The sequence below is a fragment of the Lentzea guizhouensis genome, assembly GCF_001701025.1.
Lineage (GTDB): Bacteria > Actinomycetota > Actinomycetes > Mycobacteriales > Pseudonocardiaceae > Lentzea > Lentzea guizhouensis.
Genome location: NZ_CP016793.1, coordinates 2,935,134 through 2,961,653, shown reverse-complemented (window position 1 = coordinate 2,961,653; position 26,520 = coordinate 2,935,134). Strand labels below are relative to the sequence as shown.

General features: G+C 70.8%; 24 protein-coding genes and 1 pseudogene. 15 read left to right on the top strand and 10 right to left on the bottom strand.

What is annotated here, in order from left to right; genetic code table 11:
- Nucleotides 1-11: 11 nt before the first annotated feature.
- Entirely contained in the window at nt 12-581 is a 570-nt protein-coding gene (locus BBK82_RS52720; RefSeq protein WP_065915540.1) for a hypothetical protein, read from the bottom strand.
- Between the two features lie 436 nt (nt 582-1,017).
- Nucleotides 1,018-3,195 (bottom strand): translocation/assembly module TamB domain-containing protein, encoded by a 2,178-nt coding sequence (locus BBK82_RS14790; protein WP_065915539.1) that lies wholly within the window; start codon nt 3,193-3,195, stop codon nt 1,018-1,020.
- Between the two features lie 79 nt (nt 3,196-3,274).
- On the opposite strand from BBK82_RS14790, the gene BBK82_RS14785 reads away from it, so the two are divergent.
- Nucleotides 3,275-4,426: an AI-2E family transporter gene (locus tag BBK82_RS14785; RefSeq protein ID WP_083267961.1), complete on the top strand. Its 1,152-nt coding sequence runs from the start codon at nt 3,275-3,277 to the stop codon at nt 4,424-4,426.
- On the opposite strand, the gene BBK82_RS14780 is transcribed toward BBK82_RS14785, so the two are convergent.
- The gene (locus tag BBK82_RS14780; RefSeq protein WP_065915537.1) at nt 4,423-5,619 is read right to left on the bottom strand and encodes a GGDEF domain-containing protein; all 1,197 of its coding nucleotides are present in this window, start codon (nt 5,617-5,619) and stop codon (nt 4,423-4,425) included. The genes BBK82_RS14785 and BBK82_RS14780 overlap by 4 nt on opposite strands.
- Before the next feature lie 168 nt (nt 5,620-5,787).
- Between BBK82_RS14780 and macS the strand changes: the two are divergent.
- The 10 genes and pseudogenes from macS to BBK82_RS14730 all read left to right on the top strand — a co-directional run bounded on the left by macS (nt 5,788) and on the right by BBK82_RS14730 (nt 15,058).
- Nucleotides 5,788-6,920 (top strand): annotated as a pseudogene (macS, locus tag BBK82_RS14775) (MacS family sensor histidine kinase).
- An 11-nt stretch (nt 6,921-6,931) separates the two neighbouring features.
- The gene (locus tag BBK82_RS14770; protein ID WP_154697989.1) at nt 6,932-7,579 is read left to right on the top strand and encodes a response regulator; all 648 of its coding nucleotides are present in this window, start codon (nt 6,932-6,934) and stop codon (nt 7,577-7,579) included.
- A complete protein-coding gene (locus BBK82_RS14765) occupies nt 7,576-8,127 on the top strand; it encodes a DUF1707 SHOCT-like domain-containing protein (RefSeq protein ID WP_065915535.1) in 552 nt (183 codons plus the stop codon). Before BBK82_RS14770 ends, BBK82_RS14765 begins: the two co-directional genes overlap by 4 nt.
- Before the next feature lie 97 nt (nt 8,128-8,224).
- Nucleotides 8,225-8,950 (top strand): phytanoyl-CoA dioxygenase family protein, encoded by a 726-nt coding sequence (locus BBK82_RS14760; protein ID WP_065915534.1) that lies wholly within the window; start codon nt 8,225-8,227, stop codon nt 8,948-8,950.
- Nucleotides 8,951-8,987: 37 nt separating this feature from the next.
- The gene (locus BBK82_RS14755) at nt 8,988-10,451 is read left to right on the top strand and encodes an SDR family oxidoreductase (RefSeq protein WP_065915533.1); all 1,464 of its coding nucleotides are present in this window, start codon (nt 8,988-8,990) and stop codon (nt 10,449-10,451) included.
- Between the two features lie 36 nt (nt 10,452-10,487).
- Nucleotides 10,488-11,519 carry an L-threonine 3-dehydrogenase gene (tdh, locus tag BBK82_RS14750; protein ID WP_065915532.1) on the top strand — a complete coding sequence of 344 codons (1,032 nt, stop codon included), beginning with the start codon at nt 10,488-10,490 and terminating at the stop codon, nt 11,517-11,519.
- Nucleotides 11,519-12,697 (top strand): glycine C-acetyltransferase, encoded by a 1,179-nt coding sequence (locus BBK82_RS14745; protein ID WP_065915531.1) that lies wholly within the window; start codon nt 11,519-11,521, stop codon nt 12,695-12,697. The genes tdh and BBK82_RS14745 overlap by 1 nt, the downstream gene beginning before the upstream one ends.
- Before the next feature lie 68 nt (nt 12,698-12,765).
- Nucleotides 12,766-13,224 (top strand): RNA polymerase sigma factor, encoded by a 459-nt coding sequence (locus BBK82_RS14740; RefSeq protein WP_218920619.1) that lies wholly within the window; start codon nt 12,766-12,768, stop codon nt 13,222-13,224.
- A 2-nt stretch (nt 13,225-13,226) separates the two neighbouring features.
- Nucleotides 13,227-14,222: a hypothetical protein gene (locus BBK82_RS14735; protein WP_065915529.1), complete on the top strand. Its 996-nt coding sequence runs from the start codon at nt 13,227-13,229 to the stop codon at nt 14,220-14,222.
- Nucleotides 14,219-15,058 carry a LysR family transcriptional regulator gene (locus BBK82_RS14730; protein WP_154697316.1) on the top strand — a complete coding sequence of 280 codons (840 nt, stop codon included), beginning with the start codon at nt 14,219-14,221 and terminating at the stop codon, nt 15,056-15,058. The genes BBK82_RS14735 and BBK82_RS14730 overlap by 4 nt, the downstream gene beginning before the upstream one ends.
- Nucleotides 15,059-15,334: 276 nt before the next feature.
- Here the strand turns inward: BBK82_RS14730 and BBK82_RS14725 are convergent, their stop codons facing one another.
- Nucleotides 15,335-15,730: a MarR family winged helix-turn-helix transcriptional regulator gene (locus tag BBK82_RS14725; RefSeq protein ID WP_083268808.1), complete on the bottom strand. Its 396-nt coding sequence runs from the start codon at nt 15,728-15,730 to the stop codon at nt 15,335-15,337.
- Nucleotides 15,731-15,854: 124 nt separating this feature from the next.
- Here BBK82_RS14725 and BBK82_RS14720 point away from each other — a divergent pair, with 124 nt between their 5' ends.
- On the top strand, nt 15,855-16,271 hold the full coding sequence (locus tag BBK82_RS14720; RefSeq protein ID WP_065915527.1) for a Rid family hydrolase: 417 nt from the start codon (nt 15,855-15,857) through the stop codon (nt 16,269-16,271).
- On the opposite strand, the gene ptsP is transcribed toward BBK82_RS14720, so the two are convergent.
- A complete protein-coding gene (ptsP, locus tag BBK82_RS14715; protein ID WP_065915526.1) occupies nt 16,268-17,899 on the bottom strand; it encodes a phosphoenolpyruvate--protein phosphotransferase in 1,632 nt (543 codons plus the stop codon). The genes BBK82_RS14720 and ptsP overlap by 4 nt on opposite strands.
- A gap of 174 nt (nt 17,900-18,073) precedes the next feature.
- On the opposite strand from ptsP, the gene BBK82_RS14710 reads away from it, so the two are divergent.
- Nucleotides 18,074-19,213: a right-handed parallel beta-helix repeat-containing protein gene (locus BBK82_RS14710; RefSeq protein ID WP_065915525.1), complete on the top strand. Its 1,140-nt coding sequence runs from the start codon at nt 18,074-18,076 to the stop codon at nt 19,211-19,213.
- On the opposite strand, the gene BBK82_RS14705 is transcribed toward BBK82_RS14710, so the two are convergent.
- Genes BBK82_RS14705 through BBK82_RS14685 form a run of 5 tightly spaced genes read right to left on the bottom strand, consistent with a single transcriptional unit; the run spans nt 19,197 to nt 24,285 of the window.
- Nucleotides 19,197-20,069, bottom strand: a complete 873-nt coding sequence (locus BBK82_RS14705) for a ribokinase (RefSeq protein ID WP_065915524.1) — start codon at nt 20,067-20,069, stop codon at nt 19,197-19,199. The genes BBK82_RS14710 and BBK82_RS14705 overlap by 17 nt on opposite strands.
- The gene (locus BBK82_RS51590) at nt 20,066-20,980 is read right to left on the bottom strand and encodes a substrate-binding domain-containing protein (RefSeq protein WP_065915523.1); all 915 of its coding nucleotides are present in this window, start codon (nt 20,978-20,980) and stop codon (nt 20,066-20,068) included. Before BBK82_RS51590 ends, BBK82_RS14705 begins: the two co-directional genes overlap by 4 nt.
- Nucleotides 20,981-21,011: 31 nt before the next feature.
- Complete coding sequence (locus BBK82_RS51585) at nt 21,012-21,917, bottom strand: ABC transporter permease (RefSeq protein WP_065915522.1); 906 nt, start codon at nt 21,915-21,917, stop codon at nt 21,012-21,014.
- Nucleotides 21,914-23,323, bottom strand: a complete 1,410-nt coding sequence (locus tag BBK82_RS14690; RefSeq protein WP_065915521.1) for a sugar ABC transporter ATP-binding protein — start codon at nt 23,321-23,323, stop codon at nt 21,914-21,916. The genes BBK82_RS51585 and BBK82_RS14690 overlap by 4 nt, the downstream gene beginning before the upstream one ends.
- Nucleotides 23,320-24,285, bottom strand: a complete 966-nt coding sequence (locus BBK82_RS14685; protein WP_237048394.1) for a LacI family DNA-binding transcriptional regulator — start codon at nt 24,283-24,285, stop codon at nt 23,320-23,322. The genes BBK82_RS14690 and BBK82_RS14685 overlap by 4 nt, the downstream gene beginning before the upstream one ends.
- A gap of 521 nt (nt 24,286-24,806) precedes the next feature.
- Between BBK82_RS14685 and BBK82_RS14680 the strand changes: the two genes are divergently transcribed.
- Nucleotides 24,807-26,186: a DUF2339 domain-containing protein gene (locus BBK82_RS14680; RefSeq protein ID WP_065915519.1), complete on the top strand. Its 1,380-nt coding sequence runs from the start codon at nt 24,807-24,809 to the stop codon at nt 26,184-26,186.
- Nucleotides 26,135-26,404 (top strand): DUF2339 domain-containing protein, encoded by a 270-nt coding sequence (locus BBK82_RS52715; protein ID WP_065915518.1) that lies wholly within the window; start codon nt 26,135-26,137, stop codon nt 26,402-26,404. Before BBK82_RS14680 ends, BBK82_RS52715 begins: the two co-directional genes overlap by 52 nt.
- The last annotated feature ends 116 nt before the right edge of the window (nt 26,405-26,520 follow it).

The following is a 26,520-nucleotide window of genomic DNA, read 5'->3' as shown; positions in this document are numbered from 1 at the left end:
GTCAGGGGGGTTCACGGGGGTGGGGCCGGAACGCGTGGGGTCGCGTCATCACCGGGGGAGTGCACGCGGAGCCGACCGGAAGGAGCGCATGAAAAAAGCGCGACGGTCGACTTCCGGACAGCCGGGGGTGGAGGCTGCTTGCCCGGCTTCACGGTCACCTCGTCGGTGGACGGCGCGAGAGCGCGCTCCACCGAGGTGCCGTGAACATCGCCGGACGCAGCAAAGGCAGCTTTGTGGCTGCCGGCCGCACCAGAACCGTCGGAACCGCACGTGCACTGGACCGGCGCGGGGGCCGGCACAGGCAGCTTGGGAGACGGGTCGGCGGGCAAGGACGGGTGCTGCTCGGACGGCACCACGAGGTGGCGCGTCTCCAGCAGCTTCGTCCAGGTAACACCGGAGGGACCGGTGAGCTTCGACAACACCTTCGCGACCGGCGACTGTCCGGCCTCTGGGGTGACCACCGGTGGCACGTACGTCACGTCCATCGCCCGCGAGGTCGCGGGGGTGGTGGGCGTGACGACGAACGTGGCACGGGGCAGGACCCGCTCGGCGATCTTCTCGACCGTCTGCTGGACCTGCATCTGCGGCAGTGCGGCACGCGCCTTGGCGTGCTCGGCGCAACGTTTCGTCGATCTTGTGGACGGCCTTGGCCGCGGGGACGACGACCGGCAGCTTCTGGTCGACAGTGGCGATCTTGGTCACCACGTCGATCTGCTGCTGGGCGTCGTCGGCCGCGTGTGCCGCGGTCGTCGAGAGCATCCAAGCGACGGCCGTGCCCGCGACAGCCCCACCGACGGCGAGCAGCGCTCGGGTGGCGAACCGGCGGATGCCGTTCGCTCCCGTCTTCGCTCGCAGATCGGCAGAGGACAACGCGGGAACCTCGCTACTCGGTGACGCTCGGGGGAATCGCCGACGATCTTCCTGATCAAGTCGACGGGGCCGACAATGCCAGTCGCGGCACCCCGATTGCACGCCGAGAGCACTCGGTTAACTACATCGTGTGAACGCCCGCCGGGATCACAACCGCTTCAGCACACGTGCCGCACCGGCCGCGGCGGTCGAGGCGAGCACCCAGCCCACGGCGACGAGCGTCGCGGAGATCCATTGCGACGCGCCCGTGAACTGCCACTTCCCGTCGTGGCCGAAGTCGATGATCGGGATCAGCAGGTCGAGGGCGAGCAGCCAGGCGTTCCACACCGGGGCCTCGTCGTCGTTGAGCTTGGCCATGGGATGCCAGTTGAACCACAGCGCGCCGCCCAGCCAGAACACCCCGAGCCAGCAGATCGCGAGCCACGGCCGGTAGCCGTACCCGACCGTCCACCGCTGCACCGCGCCCCAGACCCGGCCCGCCTTGCCGAGCTCGGAGTAGCGCCGGCGTTGCTTCTCCAGCTGCACCCGCTGGGCGAGTTCCTCCTCACCGCCCTGCTGGTAGACGGCGGCGAGCTGCTCGTACGGTCCCGGCGCGAAGTCCGGCTGCACCTTGAGCAACCACTTGAGCCGGGTCTCCACCGGCACGTCCGGGTCGGCGGTGATGCCCTCGAACGTGAAGTCGTCCACGGCCACGCCACCCTCGGCGTCCCACAGCCCCGGCCCGTCTGTCACCGAGATCGCCTGCAGGCGGCTCAGCACGACCTTGCCCTTGGGCTGCTGGCCCTCCGGGATGTGCAGGCGGAACTGGTGGACGGTGAGCCCGTAGGCGTTGAGCGCGATGTCGGCGGAGGTCGAGCCGAGGTGCGAGTCGCTGAACGTGGCCATCTTGCCGACCTCGCCCAGCCGGATCCGCACGCCGCCGACCGCGGTGAACCCGCGGCTGCACAACAGGTCCTTGCCGATCGTGATGGCACGGGCGTCGAGCGACGGTTTCTGCGTGCCGTTCGGACGCAGCCGCGGCAACGTCAGCGACGCGCCGGAGCAGTCGAGCGTGGAACCGATGTTCGCGTTCTGCAGCCGGATCGAGCCCTTGGCCTTGAGCTCGCGCAGGAACAGCGTGCCGCCGATCTGCAGCCGGTCGGCGAACAGGACGTCGATGCCGGGCCCGTGCAGGGAGACGCCGGACATGCTGGCGCTGCCCTGGATCTGCGCGTTCGCCAGCCGGACCTGGCCGTAGGTCTGCAACGCGAGCGAGCGCAGACCGGCGCCGTTGACCGCGCTGCGGGCCTCGACGTCGCCGCGGACCTGCATGCCGTCGGCGTGGATGGCGACGGGGATGCGGTTGGTGATGTCACCGGCCAGCTCCTCCGCGACGTCGCGCGGGCCGATCACCGCGCCGGACAGCCGCAGGTACCCGCCGATGCTCGCGTTCGGCAGCCGGACCGTGCCGGTGCTGGTGAACCCGTCGTCGAGCTCGACGTTGCCCTCGACCCGGATGCGGTCGGCCACGAGCGTCGCTGCCTCGTCGGCGAGTCCGTGCGGCAGGACCAGCACCTGGTGGTCGACGCGGTGGGTGGAGTGCAGCCGGGCACCGGTGAACTCGAGGTTGCCGCCGACCTTGGCGCCGTCGAGCAGCACCCGGCCGTCCGCGGTGAACCTGCCGCCTTCCGCGTTGCAGAAGACGTTGCCCGCCACCACGATCCCGGACGCCTCCAACGCGTCGCGACCGGTGTTGATCAGCCGCGCACCGCCGAGGTGGACGCTGCCGCCGATCGCCGCGCCGCGCAGCCGGACCTCGCCGTTGGCCCGCAACGCGATGGCCTGCACGGAGCCGGAGACCCGCAACCGCGCACCGAGCAGCGCGTGGTCGGTGCCGCTGCGCAGCACCGCGCCGGCGAGCCGGAGCGTGCCGTCGACGGCGGCGTCTGTGAGGTCGACCGTGCCGGTGCAGGTGAAGCCGGCTTCGAGGACGAGGTCGCTGAACACCCGCAGGTTGCGGCCCTGGATGCCGGGCACGCGGGTGCCGCGCAGCCGCAGCCCGATCAGCCGGGCCATCCGCAGGTCGAGCGGTTCCTCGAAGGTGCAGTGCGTGAGGTCGATGACCCGCGTGACGCGCGTGCCCTCGAGCTCGAACTTGCCGGTGACACGTGCGTTTTGCAACCGCAGAGCTGGCAATCCCTTGCGTGGCACCCGGTACATGCCGGTCAGCAACCCGGTGAGCACCTCGCCGCGCACGCTCTGCCCGGTCAGGTCGATCTCGGTGCCGCCCGCATAGGCCCCGGCGACCTGGCGTTCGACCTCGGTCAAGTCTTCCGGCTTGATCACTCTCGTCCTCCCCTGACGAACCGGATCATCCCTACCAGGTTCCGCGTTCGCCAGGGTCCGAACAGTTAACGTGAGGCCCGTGAGCGCATCGGAGTCGGAGATCAGCAGTCGCGTTCCGAAGCTGCTGAGGGTGAGCGCCGCCCTGAGCTGGCGCTTCGTCGCTGTGGTGGCCGCGTTGTACGTGGTCGCGTATGTGCTGGGCTATCTCGCGTCGATCGTGATCCCCGTCGCAGTGGCACTGCTGCTGGCGGCCCTGCTGTCGCCGGGCGTGGCGAAGCTCGTCGAGTGGCGGGTCCCGCGCGGCGTCGCCACCACGGTGATGATGATCATCGGCATCGGCGTGCTCGGCGGCGTGCTGACATTCGTGATCAGCGAGTTCTCCCGCGGCCTGCCGGAGCTGCAGACGCAGGTGTCGGCCTCGCTCGACACGATCCAGCAGTGGCTGAAGGACGGCCCGGCGCACCTGTCCGACGCGCAGCTGCAGGGTTACATCAACGAGCTCGTGAACACGATCAAGGAGAACCAGACCGCGATCACGTCCGGTGCGCTGACCACGGCGGCCACCCTGGGCGAGGCGCTGACGGGTCTGCTGCTCGCGCTGTTCACGCTGATCTTCTTCCTGCACGACGGCGACGGCATCTGGAAGTTCGTGACGCGCGCGTTCCCCCGCGACGTCCGCCCCCGCGTCGACGTCGCCGGCCGCCGCGGGTTCGCCTCGCTCGTTTCCTATGTGCGCGCCACGGCGGCGGTCGCGGTCGTGGACGCCGTGGGTGTCGGCATCGGCCTGGCGATCATCGGGGTGCCTTTGGTGGTGCCGTTGTCGGCGTTGGTGTTCCTCGGCGCGTTCATCCCGATCATCGGTGCGGTGTTCACGGGTGCGGTGTCGGTGTTGATCGCGCTGGTGACGAACGGGCCGATCGCGGCGCTGGTCGTTCTCGCCGTGCTGATCGGTGTCATGCAGCTGGAGTCGCACGTGCTGCAGCCGATCCTGCTTGGGCGCGCGGTGAAGCTGCACCCGCTGGCGGTGATCATCGCGATCGCGGCCGGGTTGGTGGCGGGTGGCATCGCCGGTGCGCTGCTCGCGGTGCCGTTGCTGGCGGTGCTGAACTCCGGGATCCGGTCGCTGGTGTCCGATGCGGACGCGGAGCAGAAGCCGGAGAAGGTGGACGTGCTGGAGCCGCAGGAGACGGCGCCGAAGGACGACCGGAGCGAGCGGCAGAAGGAGCTCTAGGCCATCGAGACCAGGTTGCGGCCGTACGCCTTCGCTGCCAGCAGCGCCGCATCGGCCGCAACCAGCAGGTCCGGCAGCTCGTACCCGAACCGGAGCGTCGTCGACACCCCGATGCTCACCGTCAGCCCGCGCAGCTCGTGCGGTTTGCCGTCGGTGCCCATCGTCGGGACCCGCAGTGCGGCAACGGCTTTGCGCACCCGTTCGGCGACCGACTCGGCCTCCTCCGGGGTGGCTTCGGGCAGCAGGACGACGAACTCCTCCCCGCCGAAGCGGCCCACCAGGTCGCCGCGGCGGACGGTGCCGCGCAGCAGCAGGGAGATGGCGGCCAGTGCCGCGTCGCCCGCCAGGTGGCCCACCTCGTCGTTGACCCTCTTGAAGTGGTCGAGGTCCAGGAGCATCACGGCCGTGGGGCGCTTGCGGGCCGAGGCCTTGGTGAGCTCGTAGCGGGCGCGGGTGTCCCAGTGGACGGCGTTGGCGAGGCCCGTTTTGGCGTCGCGCTGGGCGGAGCGGCGCCATTGAGGGAGCTGGGCGGCTCGTTCGAGGAGCGCCAGTGGTGGGCCGGCGATGAGGGCGTGGACGGCGTTCGCCTCGGCCACGCAGCCCATGAGGCCGCCGATGGAGACCGCGACGATGCCGAGGACGGCGTCGATGGGTTCGCCGACGGTCTCCTCGAAGGTGCCGGAGGGGCGGCGGAGCTTCAGGCCCACCGCGATCAGGGCCGCGCGCAGGACCAGCAGGAAGGTGGCGGCGAAGACCATCAGCAGCAGGCCGGCGTGCGGGTTCGCCCAGCCGAGCAGGTAGCGGGTGGCGAAGACGGACAACGCGGTGGCGCTCAGGGTGAACACCCAGCGGTGGGACTCCGGGCGCTGGGTGAGCAGGCAGTGCAGGGCGGGGCCGAAGAGCAGCAGCACCAGCAGGTTCGGGGGCAGGGTGACGATGCCGGCGGTCAGGTAGGAGAGGTGCGCGGCCCACGGGTTGCGCTCGGTCTCGCCGATGCGGTGGCTGTAGATGGAGCTGAGGATGATCACCGCGCCGGCCGTGCCCGCGATGGCGGCGAACCTGGCGATTTCGGAGGGTGAGGGCTGGTCGGAGGACACGATCACGTAGACCACGACCGCGAGAGCTGATCCGTCGATCAACAACCAGTAGCCGAGGGCACGCCGCCGCAGTGTCCACACCGGCCAGTCGCGCACGTGTACTTGCCCTCCCCCGCCCAACGGGAGCGCTGCCCCGAACCCGGAGAGCGTCGCACATTCGGCCGTTCGGCAGAAGACGGCCACCTGGGGGTTAGCCAGCACACGTTCTAGCGGCAGGATGGGGGGCGAAAGGAGCACAGCGTGCCCAAGCAGCCTGCCGAACGTGTGACGAAGGTGATCGACGACCCAGCCACGCCCCTGTGGCACGGGACAGTTGTGCTACGCATAGTCACATTTCTCTTCGCGGCGGCGAACGTGATCGCGAACCACGAGGACTACATCCGGCCGTGGCTCGCGTGGACCACGCTCGGGGTGATGGCGCTGTGGTCCGTGTTCACCAGCCGCGCCTACAGCACCACGTGGGGCCGGCGCTGGCCGGTCGTGCTGGTGGACCTCGCGGTGACCTGCGGGTTGATGTCGCTCTCGCCGTTGATCATGTCGAGCCACCAGCTGCTGACCGAGAACGTCCCGCTGATCACCACGATCTGGGCGTGCGTGCCCGCCGTGGCGCTCGGCGCGCTGGGCGGGTCGGCCGCCGGGTTCACCGGAGGGCTCACCGTCGGCCTGTTCACCTACCTCGCCAAGGGCGTGCCGAGCCTCGACCTGCTGCGCGACGTGGTGCTGCTCGCGGGCGCGGGCATGGTCGTCGGCATGGCTCGGCCCGCCGGCGCTCGGCGGTGCGGCTCGCGCAGGCGTTGCGGACCGAGGCGGCGACGGCCGAACGCGAACGCCTCGCCCGGTCCATCCACGACAGCGTGCTGCAGGTGCTCGCCCGCGTCCGCAAGCGCGGCCTGGAGGTCGGTGGCGAGGCCGCCGAGCTCGCGCAGATGGCCGGCGAGCAGGAGGTCGCGCTGCGCAACCTGGTCGCGGCCGCGCCCACCGACTCCACTGTGGACGGCGACGTCGACCTCCGTCCCGGCCTGCAGCTGCTGGCCACGCCGAAGATCCAGGTCTCCACCCCGGCCACGCAGGTGATGTTCAACGCCGCTGCCGCCGGTGAGCTCACGTCGCTGGTCCGCGAGGCGCTGTCCAACGTGGACAAGCACGCCGGCGGCGACGCCAGGGCGTGGGTGCTGCTCGAAGACCTCGGCGACGAGGTGGTGTTGAGCGTCAGGGACGATGGACCGGGGATCCCGGACGGCCGGATCGCCTCCGCGGAGGCGGAAGGCCGGATGGGCATCGCGAAGTCGATCAGGGGCCGGGTGGCCTCGCTGGGCGGCACGCTGGAGCTCCAGACCGGGCCGGGGGAGGGCACGGAGTGGGAGGTACGCGTGTTCAGGAAGGGGGCGGTGCAGTGACGGTTTCGGTGATGGTGGTCGACGACCACCCGATGTGGCGCGAGGGCGTGGCACGTGACCTGCAGGAGCGCGGCTTCCAGGTCGTGGCGACCGCGGGTGACGCCGCCTCCGCCGTGCGCATCGCGAAGACCGTGCGCCCCAACGTCGTGCTGATGGACCTCAACCTGGGTGAGCTGTCCGGTGTCGACGCCACCGTCATGATCACCGGTGAGCTGCCGGACACGCGGGTGCTGGTGCTGTCCGCGAGCGGCGAGCACGACGACGTGCTGCAGGCCGTGAAGGCGGGCGCGTCGGGCTACCTGGTGAAGTCCGCGTCCGCCGAGGAGCTGGTCGAGGCCGTGACCCGCACCGCCGCCGGCGACGCCGTGTTCACCGCCGGGCTCGCGGGCCTGGTGCTGGGCGAGTACCGGCGGATGGCCGCCGCGCCGGACGACTCGGAGGAGAAGCCGCAGCTCACCGAACGGGAGACCGAGGTGCTGCGGCTGGTGGCCAAGGGGCTGACAGCACGCCAGATCGCCAACCGCCTGGTGATCTCCCACCGCACGGTCGAGAACCACGTCCAGTCGACTTTGCGGAAACTCCAACTGCACAACCGGGTGGAGCTGGCGCGTTATGCCATCGAGCACGGTCTCGACAGCGAACCGGAGGCAGAGCGATGACCGACCCCAGAGATCTGCGCGTGTCCGACGCCGAGCGTGAGCACGTCGTCAGCCTGCTGAACAAGGCGGTGGGCCGCGGCATGATCACCCTCGACGAGTTCACCACCCGCACCGACACCGCACTGGCGGCCGTGACCAGGGCCGATCTGAACGCGGTGCTCCTCGACCTGCCCGGCATGGTCAACACCGACGCGATCGCCGGGCCGCGCATCGAGCTGAAGAACGCCATGGGCACCACGGTCCGCAAGGGCGTCTGGGTCGTCCCGCCGGAGCTGCTGGTGCGCAACACGCTCGGCACCACCGACCTCGACTTCACCCAGGCCGTGCTGCCGCCGGCGGTCACGATCGACCTGGACGTGTCGCTCGGCTCGGTGAAGCTGGTCGTGCCGGAAGGTTCCTCGGTGAACATCGACGCCGTGGACATCACCGCGGGTGAGATCAAGGACAAGGTCCGCAACGCCGTCGGCTCGCCGCAGTTCGTGCTGCGCGGCGCGGTCCGGGGTGGATCGGTGCTGATCAAGCACAAGAAGAAGGCGCTCTTCGGCTGAAGAGCCGGTCCCGGATTTCAGCGGAAAGGACCTGCCCCGGACGGTGCCGCACGACGGATGCTTGGTGGGCCTTGTCGCCTGACGTCGGGAGAGCTCCGTGCAGTCGCTGGTCACCATCGAACACGTCCGCCAGTTCACCGAGGACGGGTTCTTCCTGCTGAGGGACGTCGTCCCGCCGAACGACCTGGTGCTCCTGCGGGAGGAGTGCGACCGGTTCGTGGCGGAACGCGAGCAGGAGATGGACCGGCTCGGCGTGGACAACATCGACCTGGACCACCGGGGACGGCGCTACTTCGTGCACGCGTACGACCGCAGCGCCGTCGTCCGCCGGTTCCTGTTGTCCGGCCTGATGCGGGACATCGCGCAGACGGTGCTCGGTGACACGGTCTACCTGTTCAACGAGCAGTACGTCGTCAAGGCCGCCGAGCAGGGCATGAGCCTGAGCTGGCACCAGGACTCCGGCTACCTGGAGTCGGACCACCGGCCGTACCTGACGTGCTGGATCACGCTCGACGACGTCACCGAGCAGAACGGCACCGTCTACCTGCTGCCGTACTCGCGCGCCGGGACCCGCGAGGCGGTCCCGCACGTCCGCGACGAGCAGTCCAGGGACATGGTCGGCTACTCCGGCGACGACCCCGGCGACCCGGTGATCGCGCCGGCCGGGAGCATCGCCTGCTTCGCGAGCACGGTCCTGCACCGCAGCGGCGCGAACACGACCGACCGGTTCCGCCGGGTCTACCTGGCCCAGTACTCGGCCGAACCGATCCTGAACGCGGACCGGTCGCCCAAGCACCTGGCGGAGCCGCTCACGACTCGCTGATCTGCGAACGCACCGGGCTGCGCGCAGGATCGAACCCGTGCGTTGTCTTGTGACCGGTGCGACCGGATACCTCGGTGGACGGCTCGTCCCGCGGCTGCTGGCGGAGGGGCACCGGGTGCGGTGCCTGGTGCGTTCGCCGGAGAAGCTGCGGGACGTGCCGTGGGCCGCTGACGTCGAGATCGTCCGCGGGGACGTGCTGCAGGACCTCGGCGAGGCGATGAAGGACATCGACGTCGTGCACTACCTGGTGCACTCCCTGAACTCGAAGGACTTCGCGAACGCCGACCGCAAGGCCGCGGAGAACACTGCGGCCGCTGCCGAGCGGGCCGGGGTGCGGCGGATCGTGTACCTGGGCGGGCTGCACCCGGAGAACGCCGAGCTGTCGCCGCACCTCGCCTCGCGCAAGGAGGTGGGCGAGGTCTTCCTGCGGTCCGGGGTGCCGGCGGTGGTGCTGCAGGCGGCGGTGATCATCGGGTCGGGCTCGGCGTCGTTCGAGATGCTGCGGTACCTGACCGAGCGGTTGCCGGTCATGGTCACGCCGAGGTGGGTGCACAACCGGATCCAGCCGATCGCGGTGCGGGACGTGCTGCGGTACCTGGTCGGCGCGACCGCGCTGGACTTCGAGCCGGAGACGAACCGGACGTTCGACATCGGCGGGCCGGACGTGCTGACCTACCTGCAGATGATGCTCCGGTACGCGCAGGTCGCCGGGCTGCCCCGGCGGCGAGTGCTGCCGGTGCCGTTGCTGACGCCGGGCCTGTCGTCGCACTGGGTCAACCTGGTCACGCCGGTGCCGAAGTCGATCGCGGCACCGTTGATCGAGTCGCTGGTGCACGAGGTGGTGTGCCGGGAGGACGACGTCCGTGAGCTGCTGCCCGGTGAGAACGTCGGCTACGACAAGGCCGTCGAGCTGGCCTTGACGAAGGTCCGCGACGCCGACGTGGAGACCCGGTGGTCGGGGGCGTCGGTGCCGGGTGCGCCGAGCGAGCCGTTGCCGACCGACCCCGACTGGACCGGCGGGTCGGTCTACGTCGACGAACGCGGCCGCGAGACGCGGGCGAGCCCCGAGCGGCTGTGGGAGGTCGTCGAGGGGATCGGTGGTGAGCGCGGCTGGTACTCGTTCCCGCTGGCCTGGGCGATCCGCGGGTGGCTGGACCGGCTGGTGGGCGGGGTCGGGCTGCGGCGCGGCCGGCGTGACCCGCACCGGCTGCACGTGGGCGAGGCGCTCGACTTCTGGCGGGTCGAGGAGGTCGAACGCGGGCGGCTGCTGCGGTTGCGCGCGGAGATGAAGGTGCCTGGTCAGGCCTGGCTGGAGCTTCGAGTGGCGGACGGGCGGCAGGGCGGGTCCACTTACCGCCAACGCGCCGTGTTCGTGCCCAAAGGGCTCGCCGGACACCTCTACTGGGCGGTCGTGTGGCCGTTTCACGGCATCGTGTTCGGCGGCATGGTGCGCAACATCGCCAATGAAGCTGAGCTGCACAACAACTTCAGAAAGTCCTGATGGACTGCACAAACAGCAAAGGGTGAGACTTCGCGCATGAAGGCTCTCGTCAAGGTCGCCGCTGGGCCTGGCCTGGAACTGACCGACGTCCCCGATCCGACACCGGGTCCGACGGACGTGCTGGTCAGGGTCCTGCGCACCGGCATCTGCGGCACCGACCTGCACATCGACTCGTGGGACGACTGGGCCGCGGCCAACATCAAGGCGCCGCTGGTCCTCGGGCACGAGTTCGTCGGCGAGGTCGTCGAGGTCGGTGGCTCGGTGACCGGCGTCAAGGTCGGTGACCTGGTCAGCGGCGAGGGTCACCTGGTGTGCGGGACGTGCCGCAACTGCAAGGCGGGCCGCCGCCACCTGTGCGCCAACACGCGCGGTCTCGGCGTGCACTCCAACGGCGCGTTCGCGCAGTACGTCGTGCTGCCGGAGCAGAACGCGTGGGTGCACCGGGCACAGGTCGACCTGGACGTGGCCGCGATCTTCGACCCGTTCGGCAACGCGGTCCACACGGCGCTGAGCTTTCCGGTGATCGGCGAGGACGTGATCATCACCGGCGCCGGCCCGATCGGGATCATGGCCGCCGCCGTCGCCAAGCACGCGGGCGCGCGCAACGTCGTGATCACCGACATCAGCGAGCACCGCCTGGACCTCGCGCGCAAGGTCGGCGTCGACCTCGCGGTGAACGTGGCCGAGAAGACGATCGCCGACGCGCAGGCCGAGCTCGGCATGGCCGAGGGCTTCGACGTCGGCATGGAGATGTCCGGCAAGCCGGTCGCGCTGCGCGACATGATCGCGAACATGGCGCACGGCGGCCGCATCGCGATGCTCGGCCTGCCCGCGGAGGAGTTCCCGGTCGACTGGAGCAGCATCGTGCTGAAGATGCTGCACATCAAGGGGATCTACGGCCGGGAGATGTTCGAGACCTGGTACTCGATGACCGTGCTGCTGCAGCGCGGCCTCGACCTCGCGCCGGTGATCACGCACCGGTACGACCACACGCAGCACGCGGAGGCGTTCGCCACCGCGCGCGAGGGCAAGTGCGGCAAGGTCATCCTCGACTGGACGGGAGCCTGATGTACGGCGAGCTGAAGAACGACCTCCGCAGGACGATCGGGGAGATCAGGGAGGCCGGGCTCTACAAGGCCGAGCGCGTGATCGCGACCCCGCAGAACGCCGCGGTCCGCGTCGGTTCCGGGGACGAGGTGCTGAACTTCTGCGCCAACAACTACCTCGGGCTCGCCGACCACCCGAAGCTCATCGAGGCCGCGAAGTCGGCGCTGGACGAGTGGGGCTTCGGCATGGCCTCGGTGCGGTTCATCTGCGGCACCCAGGAGCCGCACAAGGAGCTGGAGGCGAAGCTCTCGGAGTTCCTCGGCACCGAGGACACGATCCTGTACAGCTCGTGCTTCGACGCGAACGGCGGCCTGTTCGAGACGCTGCTCGGCGCCGAGGACGCGATCATCTCCGACGAGCTGAACCACGCGTCGATCATCGACGGCGTGCGGCTGTCGAAGGCCAAGCGCTTCCGCTACAAAAACCGCGACATGGACGACCTGGAGCGCCAGCTCAAGGACGCGGCCGACGCGCGCTACCGCCTCATCGCGACCGACGGCGTGTTCTCGATGGACGGCTACCTGGCGCCGCTGGACGAGATCTGCGACCTGGCCGAGCGGTACAACGCGCTGGTCATGGTCGACGACTCGCACGCCGTCGGCTTCACCGGCCCGACCGGCCGCGGCACGCCGGAGCTGTTCGGGGTGCAGGACCGGGTCGACATCGTGACCGGCACGCTGGGCAAGGCGCTGGGCGGTGCGTCCGGCGGGTACACGTCGGGTCGCGCGGAGATCGTCGAGCTGCTGCGCCAGCGGTCGCGGCCGTACCTGTTCTCGAACTCGCTGGCGCCCTCGATCACGGCCGCCGCGATCGCCGCGCTGGACATGCTGTCGTCGTCCTCCGAGCTGCTCACCCAGCTGCGCTCGAACACCGAGCTGTTCCGCCGCCGGATGACCGACGAGGGCTTCGACCTGCTGCCGGGCGAGCACCCGATCATCCCGGTGATGATCGGTGACGCCGCCGAGGCCGGTCGCCTGGCCGACCTGCTGCTGGAGCAGGGCATCTACGTGATCGGGTTCTCCTACCCGGTCGTGCCGCACGGCAAGGCGCGGATCCGCACGCAGATGTCGGCCGCGCACTCCACCGAGGACGTGAACCGGGCGGTCGAAGCGTTCGTCGCCGCTCGCGCCAAGATGTGATCTGAGTCACACAACTGTAAGAACCTCCGCGTTCGACGCACTACTCCTGTGAGGGGGAAGGGGCGATCGTGGAGGGCTTCTGCGCGGTGTACCGCGAGTGCTACCCGCGTGTGCTCGCCTATGCGGCGAGCCACGCGGGGCCTCGGCTGGCGGAGGACATCACCAGCGAGACCTTCACGATCGCCTGGCGCAAGCTCGACCAGATGCCGTCGCCGGCGCTGCCGTGGTTGCTCGGGATCACCCGCAACCTCGTGCGCGCCGCTCGCAGGCAGGCCGCGCACGACGAGCTCGTCGACATGCCGGCCGCCCACGACTTCGTGCACGTGGTCGAGATCAGGGCGGCGCTGGCGAGCCTCGCCGAGGCCGATCAGGAGGTGCTCACGCTGATCGCGTGGCACGGCCTGACCTCGGCGGAGGCCGCCAAGGTGCTCGGGTGTTCGACGGCGACGTTCTTCGTGCGCCTGCACCGGGCCCGGCGACGACTGCGCGCAGCCCTCTCCACACCGGCTTTCGAGTACTCGAGGTAGTCATGGGAGACGTGCTCAAGGACCTGAGCAGGGCCAGGCCGGCCACCCCCGAGGTCGATCCGGAGCGGATGGAACGCGACCTCGCCCAGATCCTCACGCTGCCCCGCCCGCACCCGCCGGGCGTGTGGCGCGGCCAGGCGGCGCTGCGGCGGCTCGCACCGGTGCTCGTCGGTGTCGGCGTGGTCGCCGTGCTGCTCATCGCGCTGCTGCCGTCGGACCGGACCCGCACTCCCGCCGGACCGGGCGAGTCGTGGCGCGTGCACATCGCGTCGTCGCAGTTGACCGTGGTCGGCAGCGGCGCGAACAGCTACGTGCTGGAGCTGCGGACCGACATCGACCGGTGGCTCGCGCCGAAGCGGCAGCTGGTCGTGACGGCGAACGGCCACGTCGGCTGGCGGTCGGAAGCGGACCTGAACAGGTGGCTGGCGGCCGGTTCGCCCTCGCGCGTGCCGGTGCTCGGCGCCCAGAACAAGGAGCTGCGCGTCGGCCCGGTCCGCGCCTCGGCCAGCGAGACGACCGACGGGAGCTTCTCGGACACCTACGACCAGGTCGTGTTCGCAGAACGGGACACCTGGCCGTCCGATCCCGGCTCACTTCTGGCCACGGTCGAGTCGCTGGTCGGCGGAACGCCGTACGCGACCGCGCGGGTGGCGATGGCCATGACCGCGACCCCGTTGCGCGTCGACCAGCGCCGGGCGGCGTTGGACCTGCTCAGGAAGCTGCCCGGCGTGCGGGACAACGGCGTCGGCCTCGCGATCACCGCACCGGCGGCCGGCCAGTTCACCGGCCTGGAGACCCAGCTGGTCGTCGACCTGGAGACGGCGCAGGCCATCAGCATCCGCACCGTGCTCACCGCCGCCGAACACGGCCTGCCCGCGGGCGCCGTGGTGGAGTCGCAGGACTTCAGCCTCGTCGGCACCACCCACGAAGCCCCGCAGGTGCCGGCCGACGTGCTGGTCAACGCCGAACCGGACTCGCCGTTCATCATGGTGAGGTGATTGATCCCCGCCGGCTCCGGGTGCTGCGCGCACTCGCCGACCACGGCACCGTGACGGCCGCCGCTGCCGCACTGCACCTCACGCCGTCCGCGGTGTCGCAGCAGCTGGCGGCCCTGGAGTCGGAGGCGGGCCACCCACTGCTGCGCCGCTACGGCCGCCGCGTCTCGCTGACCCCGGCCGGCGAACTGCTCGTGGTGCACGCCCACGTGGTCGCCGCGGAACTGGAACGCGCGCAGGCCACTTTGGACGCGCTCGCCTCAGGCACTTCCGGCCGGGTGGAGGTGGCCTCGTTCGCGTCGGCGATCACGCAGGTGGTGGCACCGGCGCTGGCAGCGTTGCGTTCGCGGTCGATCGACCTCTCGGTGCGTGACGCCGAGGGCCATGAGAGCGTGCGGCTGCTGCTGGACGGCGAGATCGACGTGGCGATCACCGAGGAACACCGCACGACCTCCCGGTTCACCTGCTTCCCGCTCTACACCGAGCCGTTCGACGTGGTCCTGCCACCGGGCCACGCGCTGACCGGCCCGGTCGACCTCGCCGCGCTGGCCGACGAGGACTGGGTGGTGACCCTGCCCGGCAACCCGCTGCGGGACGTGGTCGAGATGGCGTGCGCACAGGCCGGCTTCGCCCCGCGGATCCGGCACACGTCGGACGACTTCCGCGCCATCGAGGCCCTGGTGGCGGGGCGGGCGTGGCTGCACCGCGAACGCGATCGCGGGGTGCCGGTGGCGGGTGGCGCCGTTGCGGGGTGGTGGCGGCGGGCGGGGGACGGAGGAGCACCCGCTGGTGGAGGCGGTGCTGGGGGAGCTGCAGCGGGTGGCGCGCTAGGGCGGTGAGCCGGACGGGCGGCAGGTGGGCGGTGACCTCGGCGAGTGCCTTGAGCGTGTCGTGGTCGAGGTGGCCGGTCGCAGTTTCGGCCTCCGCAATGGTCACGGCCCTGCCGTCACGATCGCTGCCGTAGCGCAGACCGGTGAAGTGGCCGCGCGGTGCGTCTGAGCTACCGCATCGCCATGCGCTGCCAGGCGCCCTCGGTGTCACCTCGCCGAGCAGCCTGCTGCCCGTCCGCCGTGCAAGCCCAACCGTGACGCGCGCGTCACTCGATCAGGTGGCCGCTAGGGCGAGGGCAGGGTCAGACGCAGCTTCGAGGCGATGCGGATCAGCGCCTCGCGGTCCTCGGCGGTCAACGGGTCCAGCACGAGCTCCCGCACGCTCCGCAGGTGCACCGGAGCAGCGGCGACGACCACCTCGTAGCCGGCGTCGGTGAGCGTCGCGATCGTGTACCGGCCGTCGTCGGGGTCTGGTGAGCGGGTCATCCAGCCGCGTTGTTCGAAGCGTTTGACGACGTTGGACAAGCGGGACAGGGAGCCGTTCGCCAGGTGGGCGAGCTCGCTCATCCGGATGCGGCGGGCCGGGGCCTCGGAGACGTGGCTGAGCACGAGGTACTCGAACAGGGAGAGGCCGGACTCCTGTTGCAGCGGCGCCTCCAGGCGGCCCGGCATCAGGAGCATCAACGACGCCAGGCCTGTCCAGGCGTCCTTCTCGTCGCTGTTCAGCCATTCCACGGCACGAACCTTACTTCACGCTTGAAGTCGTGTATGGTTGACTTCAAGCGTGAAGTCATAGGAGGCAGAGATGAGCAAGCCGGAGTTCTTCGCGACGCCGGGGTACGGCGAGACGCAGTTGAAGAACATGCGCTACAGCCAGGCGGTGCGGATCGGGGACCGGGTCGAGACGTCCGGGCAGGGTGGTTGGGACGACGAGTTCAACTTCCCGGAAGGGCTCGCAGAAGAGATCGTGCAGGCCTTCGAGAACGTCGAGCGGACGCTGCAGACCGCTGGCGCGACGTGGGCGGACGTCGTGCACGTGAACACGTACCACGTGCTCAGGGACGGCGACACGTTCGACGACCACAACAAGGTGATCGTCGAGCAGTTCCGCCAGCGGATGGGGGAGCGCGCGCCCATCTGGACCGAGAGCGGGGTCACCGCCCTCGGTCACCCGAAGATGCGCTTCGAGATCCGCGTGACCGCCGTGACCGCCGTGAGCTAGTGCGGGGCGCGGGCGGCGAGCTTGGCCGAGGCCGGGTCGCCTGCCGTCAGGGCGCCGCGGGCGGCGAGCTGGCAGATGTCCAAGCTGGTCGTGGCGAGCTTGGCGCCGACGTCGGCCAGTGCCGTGTGGTTCATCGACAGCGAGGTCACGCCCATGCCGATGAGCACGCACGCCAGCAGCGGGTCGGCCGCCGCCTCGCCGCACACGCCGACGGGCTTGTCCAGTGCGGTGGCGGCCTCGCCGACCTGGGCGATCAGCCGGAGCAGCGCGGGCTGCCAGGGGTCGTTCAGTGCGGCGACACCGCCGAGCTGGCGGTCGGCGGCGAAGACGTACTGGGCGAGGTCGTTGGTGCCGATCGAGATGAAGTCGACGACCTGCAGGATCTCGCGGGCCGACAGGGCCGCGGAGGGGACCTCGACCATCACGCCGGCGCGGGCGATGCCGGCCTGGCGAGCCCGCTCGACGAACCAGGCGGCCTCGGCGGCGGTGGCGACCATCGGTGCCATCACGGAGACGTCGGCGCCGGTCGAGGCAGCGGCGGCGGCGATCGCCTCCAGCTGGCGGTCCAGGATCTCGGGGCGGTCGAACGCCACGCGCAGGCCGCGGACGCCGAGTGCCGGGTTGGGCTCGGGGTCGGGGTTCAGAAACGCCAGCGGCTTGTCGGCGCCGGCGTCCAGGGTGCGCACGACGACCGGCTTGCCCGCGAACGGCGCCAGCACAGCCTCATAAGCAGCAGTCTGATCGGCAACGGACGGTTCCTCCGCGGCGTCGAGGAAGCAGAACTCGGTGCGGAAGAGCCCGACGCCCTCGGCACCGGCAGCGGCGGCCGCCGCGGCGTCGGCGGGGGAGCCGACGTTGCCGAGCACCTTCACCCGGTGGCCGTCCTTCAGCACACCCACGCCGTTCCACTCGGCCTTCTGCCCGGTGCCGGCCGCACGGACCGTGCCGTCCGACTCGCGCACGACACCCGTGTCGCCGTCGACGTCGAGGCCGGGCACGTCCAGCGCCAGCACGCCGCGGCACGCGACGACGGCGGGGATGCCGAGCGAACGGGCGAGGATCGCGGTGTGCGAGGTGGGGCCGCCCTCCTCGGTGATCAGCGCGAGGACCTTCGCCGGGTCGAGGCCAGCGGTGTCGGCGGGCGCGAGGTCGCGGGCCACCAGCACGGACGGCGACTCGAGGTCCGGTACGCCCGGTGCGGGCAGGCCGAGCAGCTCGGCCACCACGCGGTCGCGGACGTCCTGGACGTCACGGGCGCGCTCGGCCATGTAGCCACCGGCGGCCTGCAACGCGGTCACGAACTTCTGGGCCGCCTGGTGCACCGCGCGGGCGGCGGGCAGCGACTCGTCGACGACGAGCTTCTCGGCGGACTTGATCAGCGACGGGTCGCCCGCCATCGCGGCGGTCGTCTCCAGCACGGCGCGGGCTTCGCCCTCGACCGTCTTCGCGCGCTCCATCAGGCGCTGCGCGACGACCTCGGTCGCCGGTCGGATCCGAGAGGCCTCGTCCTTCACATCCGCAGGTCGCGGGCTCAGCGGAGGTTCCGGCAAGGCTTCCGCGACCCTCACCACTGGGCCGGAAGCCCGGCCGCTGCTGACACCGACACCGCTCAGCCGCGCGCTCGACATGGTCTAGACCATACCCTTCACCAGGAACCCCGGGACAGTTCAGTGTGACCAATGCGGCCACGGGCCGCCGCGCTGGCCACACCGGCGTAACACAGAAGTTCCCCGCGCCTGCACGACCACTCGCCGAGGGGCCAGTGTCTCAATAGGCCGAACGGCGCAGTACGGTGCTCCGCTGTGCGCGCCCCGTACACCCTCACCGCGGTGTTCCTCGTCGCCGGCTGCTCGCCGTCGGTGCACCCGAGGCTGCCGCAGATCAACGTCCCCGCCCAGCTCGGCACCATCCAGGCCGCCGTCGACGTGGCGCAGGAGGGCGCCACGATCATCGTGTCGCCCGGCGTCTACCCGGAGACGGTGCGGGTCGGCACCAAGGGGCTGACGATCAGGGGCACCCGGCGTGGCAGCGTGATCGTCGACGGCGAGGTCGAGCGCGCCACCGGGTTCGTCGTCACCGCGCCGGACGTGTCGATCCAGAACCTGACCGTCCGCAACCACACCCGCACCGGCGTCGAGATCACCGGCGGCAGCAGGTTCCGCGTCTCGTACGTGACGGCCAGCAACAACGCGCAGCACGGCGTCCGCGCGGTCAAGGCCCAGCACGGCGTGATCGAGCAGAGCTACGCGTCCGGCAGCGCGAGCTCCGGATTCCACGTCGGCCAGTGCAGGCCGTGCGACGTCGTGGTGCGCGGCAATGTCGCCGAACGCAACGCCGTCGGCTACGAGGGCACGAACGCGTCGGGCCAGATGTACGTGCTGGGCAACAGGTTCAGCGGCAACCGGGTCGGGATGACCGCGATCTCCGACCACCGGGTGGCGCTGCCGCCGCAGGAGGACGCCACCTTCGTCGGCAACCTGGTCTCCGACAACGCCGAAGCGCTCTCCCCGGCCCACCCCGACGGCGCGTTCGGCGTCGGCGTGGGCATCGCCGGCGGCGCGCGGAACCTGGTGTCCCGCAACCTGATCACCGGCAACCCCGGCACCGGCGTCGCGCTCGGCTCCAGCGAGGACATGGCACCGCTGGACAACCGCTTCGAGGGCAACCTGATCACCCGCAACGGCCAGGACGTCGTCTACGCCGCCACGCCCCGCGCCCCCGGCAGGAACAACTGCGTCGACGAGCTGTGCTTCAACGGCGCCGGCGACCCGCTGCCCAAACCCGCCGCGCCGCGCGGGATCCCGTTCACCCAGGTCGCGGCACCACCGGACCAGCCGGACATGCCGCGCGACCCGTTACCGGACAGGGCACCTGGCGTCGAGCAGTACGCGCTGCCGGCCGAGGACATGTTCGCCGAGCGGGCCTCTAACCCAGTGCGCTGACCTCGGCCTCGGTCGGGTACGACGGCTGGGCACCGGACTTCGTGACGGACAGGGCCGCCACCTTCACCGCGTACCGCGCGGCGTTCGGCAGCGTGTCACCCGCGGCGAGCCGGGCGGAGAGCGCACCGGCGAACGCGTCACCGGCACCGGTCGTGTCCACGACCTCGTCGACCTCGACCGCGGGCACCTCGACCGTTCCCGCCTGCGCGACGACCGCGACCCCGCGCGACCCGAGCGTGACGATCGCGGCCTTCGGGCCGAGCTTCAGCAGGTCCTGCCACGTCGGCGCGAGCTGCGCCGCCTCGTGCTCGTTGACGATCAGCACGGTCAGCCGCGCCAGCGTGTCGGCGGGCAGTTCGGCGACGGGCGACAGGTTCAGCACCGTGCGCACGCCTGCCGCCGCGGCGGCGTCGATCGCGTGGACCACCGTCTCCAGCGGCACTTCCAGCGAACAGGTCAGCACCTGCACGCCGTCGAACGACAGGGCGTCCACATCGGACGCCGACACGTCCGTGTTCGCGCCCGGTGACACCACGATGGAGTTCTCCCCGTCCGGCGTCACCGTGATGTACGCGATCCCGGTGGGCCGCGAGGAAGTCTTCACCAGCTCGACCCCGACGCCCGACGACTCCAGCGACTCGCGCAGCAGAGATCCGTACCCGTCGCCGCCCAACGCTCCGACGAGCGACACGGACGCGCCCACGCGAGCGGCGGCGACGGCGGTGTTCGCGCCCTTGCCGCCGGGCAGCACGACGGTGTCACCGCCGAGCACGGTCTCACCGCCCGCGGGCCGCCTGCCGACCTCGACCACGAGGTCGGCGTTGGCGGACCCGAGAACGAGCAGAGTGGTCGTCACTTGATGAACTCTGCCACGTTCTGCTTGGTGATGACCTTCACCTCGACGTCGACGACCTGCTGGACCGCCTCGCCCTTGGCCGCGTGCACCGCCTGCTCCACGGCCTTCTCGCCCAGCGCCTTGGGCTGCTGCGCGATGGTCGCGAAGAGCGTGCCCTCCTGGATCGCCTTCAGGCCGTCGGGCGTGCCGTCGAAGCCGACGACCATGACGTCCTTGCCGGCACGGGCGCCGAGCGCCTTGATCGCACCGAGCGCCATCTCGTCGTTCTCGGCGAAGATGCCCTTGATGTTCGGCGTGCCCTGCAGCAGGTTCGTGGTCTCGTTGAGGCCCTTGGCGCGGTCGAAGTCGGCCACGGCGGTGGCGGCGACCTTGATGTTGCCGCTGTTCAGGCCCTGCTCGAAGCCCTGACCGCGGTCACGGGAGGCCGACGCGCCGGAGATGCCCTTGAGGTGCGCGACCTCGCCGGAGGTGGCGCGGCCGAGCTCGACGGCCGCGAGGCTGCCGCCCTGCACGTTGTTCGACGCGACCTCGGCGGCGACCTTGCCCTCGACCGAGCGGTCGACCGAGATCAGCGGGATGTTGGCCGTCTCGGCCGCCTTCGCCGCGGGCGCTGACTGCTTGGAGTCGACCGGGTTCAGGATGATCGCCTTCACGCCCTGGGTCACGAGCGTCTGCACGTGGTTGACCTGGTTCGTCGCGTCGTTCTGCGCGTCGACCACGGTGAGCTTGGCGCCGAGCTTGTCCGCCATCGCCTGAGCACCCTGCTGCAGCTCCACGAAGAACGGGTTGTTCAGCGTGGACACGGCCAGCCCGATGGTGATCTGACCTCCGGACGCACCGGTTCCGCTGCACCCCGACGCCAGCAGTGCCGCGGCACCAAGGGTCAGCGCGATCCGTCGGGTCACCTTCATCAGCGTTTTCCTTACCTGTTGCGGGTTGTACTCAGCGACGGCGGAGTGAGTCGAGCAGCGCGGCGAGTGCGATCACCGCGCCGATGACGACCTGCTGCCAGAACGGCGGCACCTGCAGCAGGTTGAGGCCGTTGCGCAGGACGGCGAGCACGAGTGCGCCGACCAACGTCCCGGTGGCGCGGCCGACGCCACCGGACAGCGACGCACCACCGATGACGACGGCGGCGATGGCGTCGAGCTCGTAGCCGACCGCTGCCTGCGGACCGGCGGACCCGAGCCGTCCCGCGAGCACGAGGCCCGCGGCGGCGGCGAACAGGCCGGACAGGGCGTAGATCCAGAGCTTGTTCCGGCGCACATCGATGCCGCTGAGCTTCGCGGCCTCCTCGTTGCCGCCGATCGCGTACATGCGGCGGCCGAGGTTGGTGCGCGTGAGGACCAGGCCGGTGATGCCGAAGAACGCCAGCATCAACAGCAACGGCAGGGGCAGCGACGGCGTGAGGTTCGAGCCGAGGAACGTCACCAGCTCGTCGGTCTCGTGCGGCTGGCCCTCGGAGAACACCAGGGTGAGCCCGCGGGCCACGCTGAGCATCGCGAGCGTCGCGATGAACGGCGGCAGCTTGCCGTAGCTGATCAACGCACCGTTCACGAGACCGCACAGCGCGCCGACGACCAGGCCGAGCGGCCCCGCGGTCAGCGCACCGACCATCGCGGCCAGCGCGGCGATGCTGCCGACGCTCAGGTCGATCCCGCCCGCGACCACCACGAACGTCATGCCGAACGCCATGATCGCGATGACCGCGGCCTGCACGCCCACGTTGAGCAGGTTCTGGGCGTTGAGGAACGCCGGCTGCATGACCGCGATGACCACGGCGAGCACCAGAAGCCCGGCCAACGCGCCGTTCTCACCGGCGTACTTGCGAATGCTGATCGTGCTCACGCTTGGGTCTCCTGCACGGCGAGTGCCATCACCTGGTCTTGGGTCGCGCCCCCTGGCAGCTCACCGGCCACCCGGCCGTGTGCCATCACGACGACGCGGTCGCTCATCCCGATCACCTCGGGCAGGTCGCTCGACACGAGCAGCACGGCCCGTCCGGCGGCGGTCATCCGGTTGACCAGCTCGTAGATCTCGACCTTCGCGCCCACGTCGACACCGCGGGTGGGCTCGTCGAGGATCAGCACCTTCGGGTCGGCCAGCAGCCACTTGCCGATGACGACCTTCTGCTGGTTGCCGCCCGACAGCTCCTTCACGGGCTGGTCGACGCGGCCCTTGATGCGGAGCTTGCCCGCGATGTCGGTCAGGCGGCCGCGGTCGCGGTTGGCCAGCGTCACGAGCTCGAGGTTCGAGCCGACGGTCGCGGTGAGGACCAGGCCCTGGCCCTTGCGGTCCTCCGGCACCAGCCCGAGACCTGCCTTGATGGCGGCCTGGACGTTGTGGCGCGGCACCGGTTTCCCGTCGACCACCACCGTGCCGCGGTCGTAGTCGTCCACACCGAACGCGGCGCGCACGACCTCCGTGCGACCGGCACCGACGAGCCCGGCGATGCCGACGACCTCGCCCGCGTGCACCTCGATGTCGATGTCGCTGAAGACGCCGCGCTTGGTGAGCCCGGAGATGCTGAGCAACGGCCGGCCGGAACCCCGCCGCTGACGCGGGTACTGCTCGTCGATCGGGCGGCCGACCATCAGCTCGATCATGTGCTGGGTGGTGGCGCGCGGGCCGAGGACACCGACGGACCGGCCGTCGCGCAGGACCGTGATGCGGTCGGCGATGCGCTGGATCTCGTCCAGGTGGTGGGTGATGAAGACGAGGCCGACGCCGTTCTCCCGCAGCTGCGCCATGATCCGCAGCAACCGGTCGGTCTCGGTGTCGGTGAGCACCGCGGTCGGCTCGTCGAGGATCAGCACGCCGGCGTCCTTGTCGAGCGCGCGGGCGATCTCGATCATCTGCTGCTGGGCGATGCCGAGGTCTTTGACCTTGGCGTCCGGGTCGACGGTCAGCCCGACGCGGTCCAGCAGCTCCGGGGCCCGGCGGCGCATCTCGGCGCGGTCGACGAACCCGACCCTGCGCGGGAGGCGGTTCAGGAACAGGTTCTCCGCGACGCTCAGCTCGGGGACGAGCGCGAGCTCCTGGTGGATCACGGCGAGGCTCGCGCTGCCCTCGATCGTGCCCGCGTCGTGGCTGTGGATGCCCGCGAGCACCTTGACCAGCGTGGACTTGCCGGCGCCGTTCTCGCCGAGCAGGACGTGCACCTCGCCCGCGTTGATGTCGAGGTCGACGCCGTCCAACGCCTTGGTCGCGCCGAACCGCTTGGTGATGCCGCGGGCGGTGATCAGGGCCTTCACAGCTCTGCCTCCCCGAGCGAGCCGCGCAGCACGAGCTTCGCGGTGAGCCGGACGTCGTCGGGCTGCTTGCCGTTGATCAGGGCGAGCAGGCTGCGGGCGGCGGCGCGGCCCATCTCGACGGTCGGCTGCGCGATGACCGTGATCGGCGGGTCCAGCAGCGGGAACCACGGCTGGTCGTCGAACACCGCGAGCGCGATGTCGTGCGGGATCCGCAGGCCGCGGCCCTTGATCTCACCCAACGCGCCGAGGCCCATCAGGTTGTCCATCGCGACCAACGCCGTGGCACCGGCGTCGATCAGCTGGGCCGCGGCCTGGCTTCCGCTCTCCTGCCGGAAGTCGCCGTGCACGACCTGTGCGAGACCGCCGAGCGCGCCCGTGAGCACGTCGGTCCGTTCTCTCCCGGTGGAGGTGTTCGGCGGACCCGCGATCACGCCGATGCGGGTGTGGCCGGCGCCGACGAGCCGCCGGGCGAGCGCGGTCAATGCCTCGCTGCCGTCGGCGCGGACGACGGGGCATGTCGCGCCCCTGACCGTCCGGTCGAGCAGGACGAGCGGAACGCCGCCTGCGCTCACTTCGCGAACCAGGGCGGGGTCATCGGTCGCGGGGCACAGCAGGAGGCCGTCCACCCGGCGGTCGAGCAGGGTGCGCACGTAGGTGGCCTCCTGCTCGGCGCTCTCGTCGGCGTTCCCGATCACGACGCAGTAGCCGTGTGACCGGGCTTCGTCCTCGACCGCTCGCGCGATCTCGGCGAAGAAGGGGTTCAGCAGATCGCTGATGACCAGACCGAGGGTCTGGGTGCTGGTGGTCCTGAGGGATCGCGCCAGGGCGTTGGGCCGGTAGCCGAGCTCCTCGATCGCGGCGAGCACGCGCTCGCGGGTCTCGGGAGTCGGGGCGGCATGGCCGTTGAGCACGCGCGACACGGTGGCCGTGGAGACGCCTGCGTGCTGCGCGACGTCCTTCATGGTCGTCACGAGGCCGTAGTTAATCGATTACACACCTATGTAGTCAAGCCGAGTGAGTAGGTGTACGGATGTCACCGGGCGTGTGCTGCCTCACCCTTTACGCATGAGCGGACAGGATCGTCTCGGGTACGAGCAGCGCCTCGCGTTGGAGCTCGCCGCGATCGGCCAGCGGCTGACGACGATCAGCGCGGAGATGCGCGAACAACGGTCGGCTGTCGCGGTGGCGGAGGCAGACGCACCGCCGCAGGCCGCGCAAGCACCGACCGCCGCACCGGAGGCGGCCGTTCCGCAACAGCCGGCGCCGGAGCGGGCCGACGCCCACCGCCCACTTCCCCCAGCAGTCCGCGCCGCCGCCGAACCCGTGGTCGGGTCAGGGCGCGGCGGCGCAGCAGCCGTCCCCACCGCTTCCCAGCACCGCGCCGCAGCAGTGGCCGCAAGTGCACGCGGGGAGCTTTCGTACCCCAGGAGCGCACGCGGGGCCCCCGCGTGGCGTCCCGCAGCAGCAGTGGCCGCAGGCTCCGGTGCCACCGCGCGAGACGCTGTTCCAGAAGCTCAGCAAGGACGGCGCCGGCTCCAAGCTGCTGGCGTGGGTCGGTGGCGCGATCACCGTGCTCGGCCTGGTCATGCTGATGGTGCTGGCGATCCAGCGCGGCTGGCTCGGCCCGTTGCCGCGGGTGGTCGGCGGCGCGGTGCTCAGCTCCGCGCTGATCGGCATCGGCATGTGGCTGCACCGCAACCCGGCCGGTCGCACGGGGGCGTTCGCGCTGGCCGCGACCGGTTTCGCCGGCCTGTACCTCGACGTCATCGCCGCCACGAGCCTGTACGGGTACCTGCCGCCGTTCGCCGGCCTGGTAGTCGGGCTCGCGGTCGCCGCCGCCGGTGTCGTGCTGGCGCTGCGGTGGGACTCGCAAACGCTCGCGGTCGGTGTCGTCGCAGCGTGTGCCATCTGCTCGCCGATCATCACCGACGGCTTCACCGTGCTGCTCGTCGGCTTCCTGCTGGTGCTGAAGACGGCCAGCACGCCGGTGCAGATCCAGCGCAACTGGCCCGGCCTCGCGATCGCCGGCGGCTTCCCGCCGATCATCGCCTCGCTGCTGGCCACCGCGAGCGCCATCCCCGCCGACTTCGAGTGGACCGTCGTCGGCGTCGCCGCGACCGCGACCGTCGTCGGCATCGCGGTGGCGCTGTTCACCATCCGGAAGCGTCCTGCGGACATCGTCGCGATCGCGCTGGTCGCCGGTTCCGCGCTGCCCTCGCTGTTCGCGACGACGCTGCTGGACCGGACGGCCGCGTCCGTGCTGGCCGGTGCGGTGGCCGCGGTGCTGCTGGCGATCTGGATGGTCCCCGCCCTGCCCAGGGCGTTCTCGACGGCGGCCGGTGCGACCGGCATGCTCGCACTGTTCCAGACGACGGTCGTCGCGCTCGACGGCAACGTGCGGGCGGCGATCGTGCTGGCGGAGGCGATCCTGCTGGCCTTCCTCGCCGCGCGGCTGGGCAAGAAGAGCGCGCTGGTCGGTTCGATCGCGTTCGGCGCGCTCGGGTTCCTGATGACGATCACGCAGGCGGTACCGCTCACGTGGCTGCTGGACGAGCCGCGCTTCTTCCGGCAGGCGAGCCCCGGCGACTACGCCGCGGGCATGGTCACCTCGCTGATGCTGGCCGCGTTCGCCGTGGCGGTGCCGTGGGCGGCGGCGAGGATGAAGCTGCTGCGCCCGCCGGCGGAGAACCCGTTCGGCTGGATCATGGCCGGGCTGGTGGTGCTCTACGGCGCGGCGGGCTTGGTGCTGTGCGCGGCGCTGCTGTGTCGCCGGACGAGACCGGCTTCCTGTTCGGACACTCGATCGTCACCGTGTCGTGGACCGTCGCCGCGCTGTTCCTGCTGCTCAAGGGCATCAACGTGACGGCGTTGCGGATCTCCGGCCTGGTGCTGGTCGCCGCCGCGGTCGCCAAGCTGCTGCTGTTCGACCTGGCGGCGCTGGACGGGTTCGCGCGGGTGCTGGCGTTCCTCGGTGCCGGTCTGGTGCTGCTCTTCGCGGGCGCCCGGTACGCCAAGCTGGTGGCGTCGCAGAAGGCCCCGGAACAGCCTGCACCCGCACCGGTGGTGCCGCCCGCCTACTGATCGCCGACGACCGCCGCCCGCACCGCCGTTGCGGGCGGCGGTCGTACTTCGACCAGGCATAGATTTCCCTCTACCGAGTGACGGAAGTAGATCAAAAGCACCCGGAAGTGGTCCCA

Bases quoted from the DNA above. Each gene is read 5' to 3' on its own strand.
- BBK82_RS52720 (WP_065915540.1), bottom strand. From the start codon at position 581: ATGCAGGTCCAGCAGACGGTCGAGAAGATCGCCGAGCGGGTCCTGCCC.
- BBK82_RS14770 (WP_154697989.1), top strand. From the start codon at position 6,932: ATGGTGGTCGACGACCACCCGATGTGGCGCGAGGGCGTGGCACGTGAC.
- BBK82_RS14765 (WP_065915535.1), top strand. From the start codon at position 7,576: ATGACCGACCCCAGAGATCTGCGCGTGTCCGACGCCGAGCGTGAGCAC.
- tdh (WP_065915532.1), top strand. From the start codon at position 10,488: ATGAAGGCTCTCGTCAAGGTCGCCGCTGGGCCTGGCCTGGAACTGACC.
- BBK82_RS14745 (WP_065915531.1), top strand. From the start codon at position 11,519: ATGTACGGCGAGCTGAAGAACGACCTCCGCAGGACGATCGGGGAGATC.
- BBK82_RS14735 (WP_065915529.1), top strand. From the start codon at position 13,227: ATGGGAGACGTGCTCAAGGACCTGAGCAGGGCCAGGCCGGCCACCCCC.
- BBK82_RS14725 (WP_083268808.1), bottom strand. From the start codon at position 15,730: ATGCTCCTGATGCCGGGCCGCCTGGAGGCGCCGCTGCAACAGGAGTCC.
- BBK82_RS14720 (WP_065915527.1), top strand. From the start codon at position 15,855: ATGAGCAAGCCGGAGTTCTTCGCGACGCCGGGGTACGGCGAGACGCAG.
- ptsP (WP_065915526.1), bottom strand. From the start codon at position 17,899: ATGTCGAGCGCGCGGCTGAGCGGTGTCGGTGTCAGCAGCGGCCGGGCT.
- BBK82_RS51590 (WP_065915523.1), bottom strand. From the start codon at position 20,980: ATGAAGGTGACCCGACGGATCGCGCTGACCCTTGGTGCCGCGGCACTG.
- BBK82_RS14685 (WP_237048394.1), bottom strand. From the start codon at position 24,285: ATGAAGGACGTCGCGCAGCACGCAGGCGTCTCCACGGCCACCGTGTCG.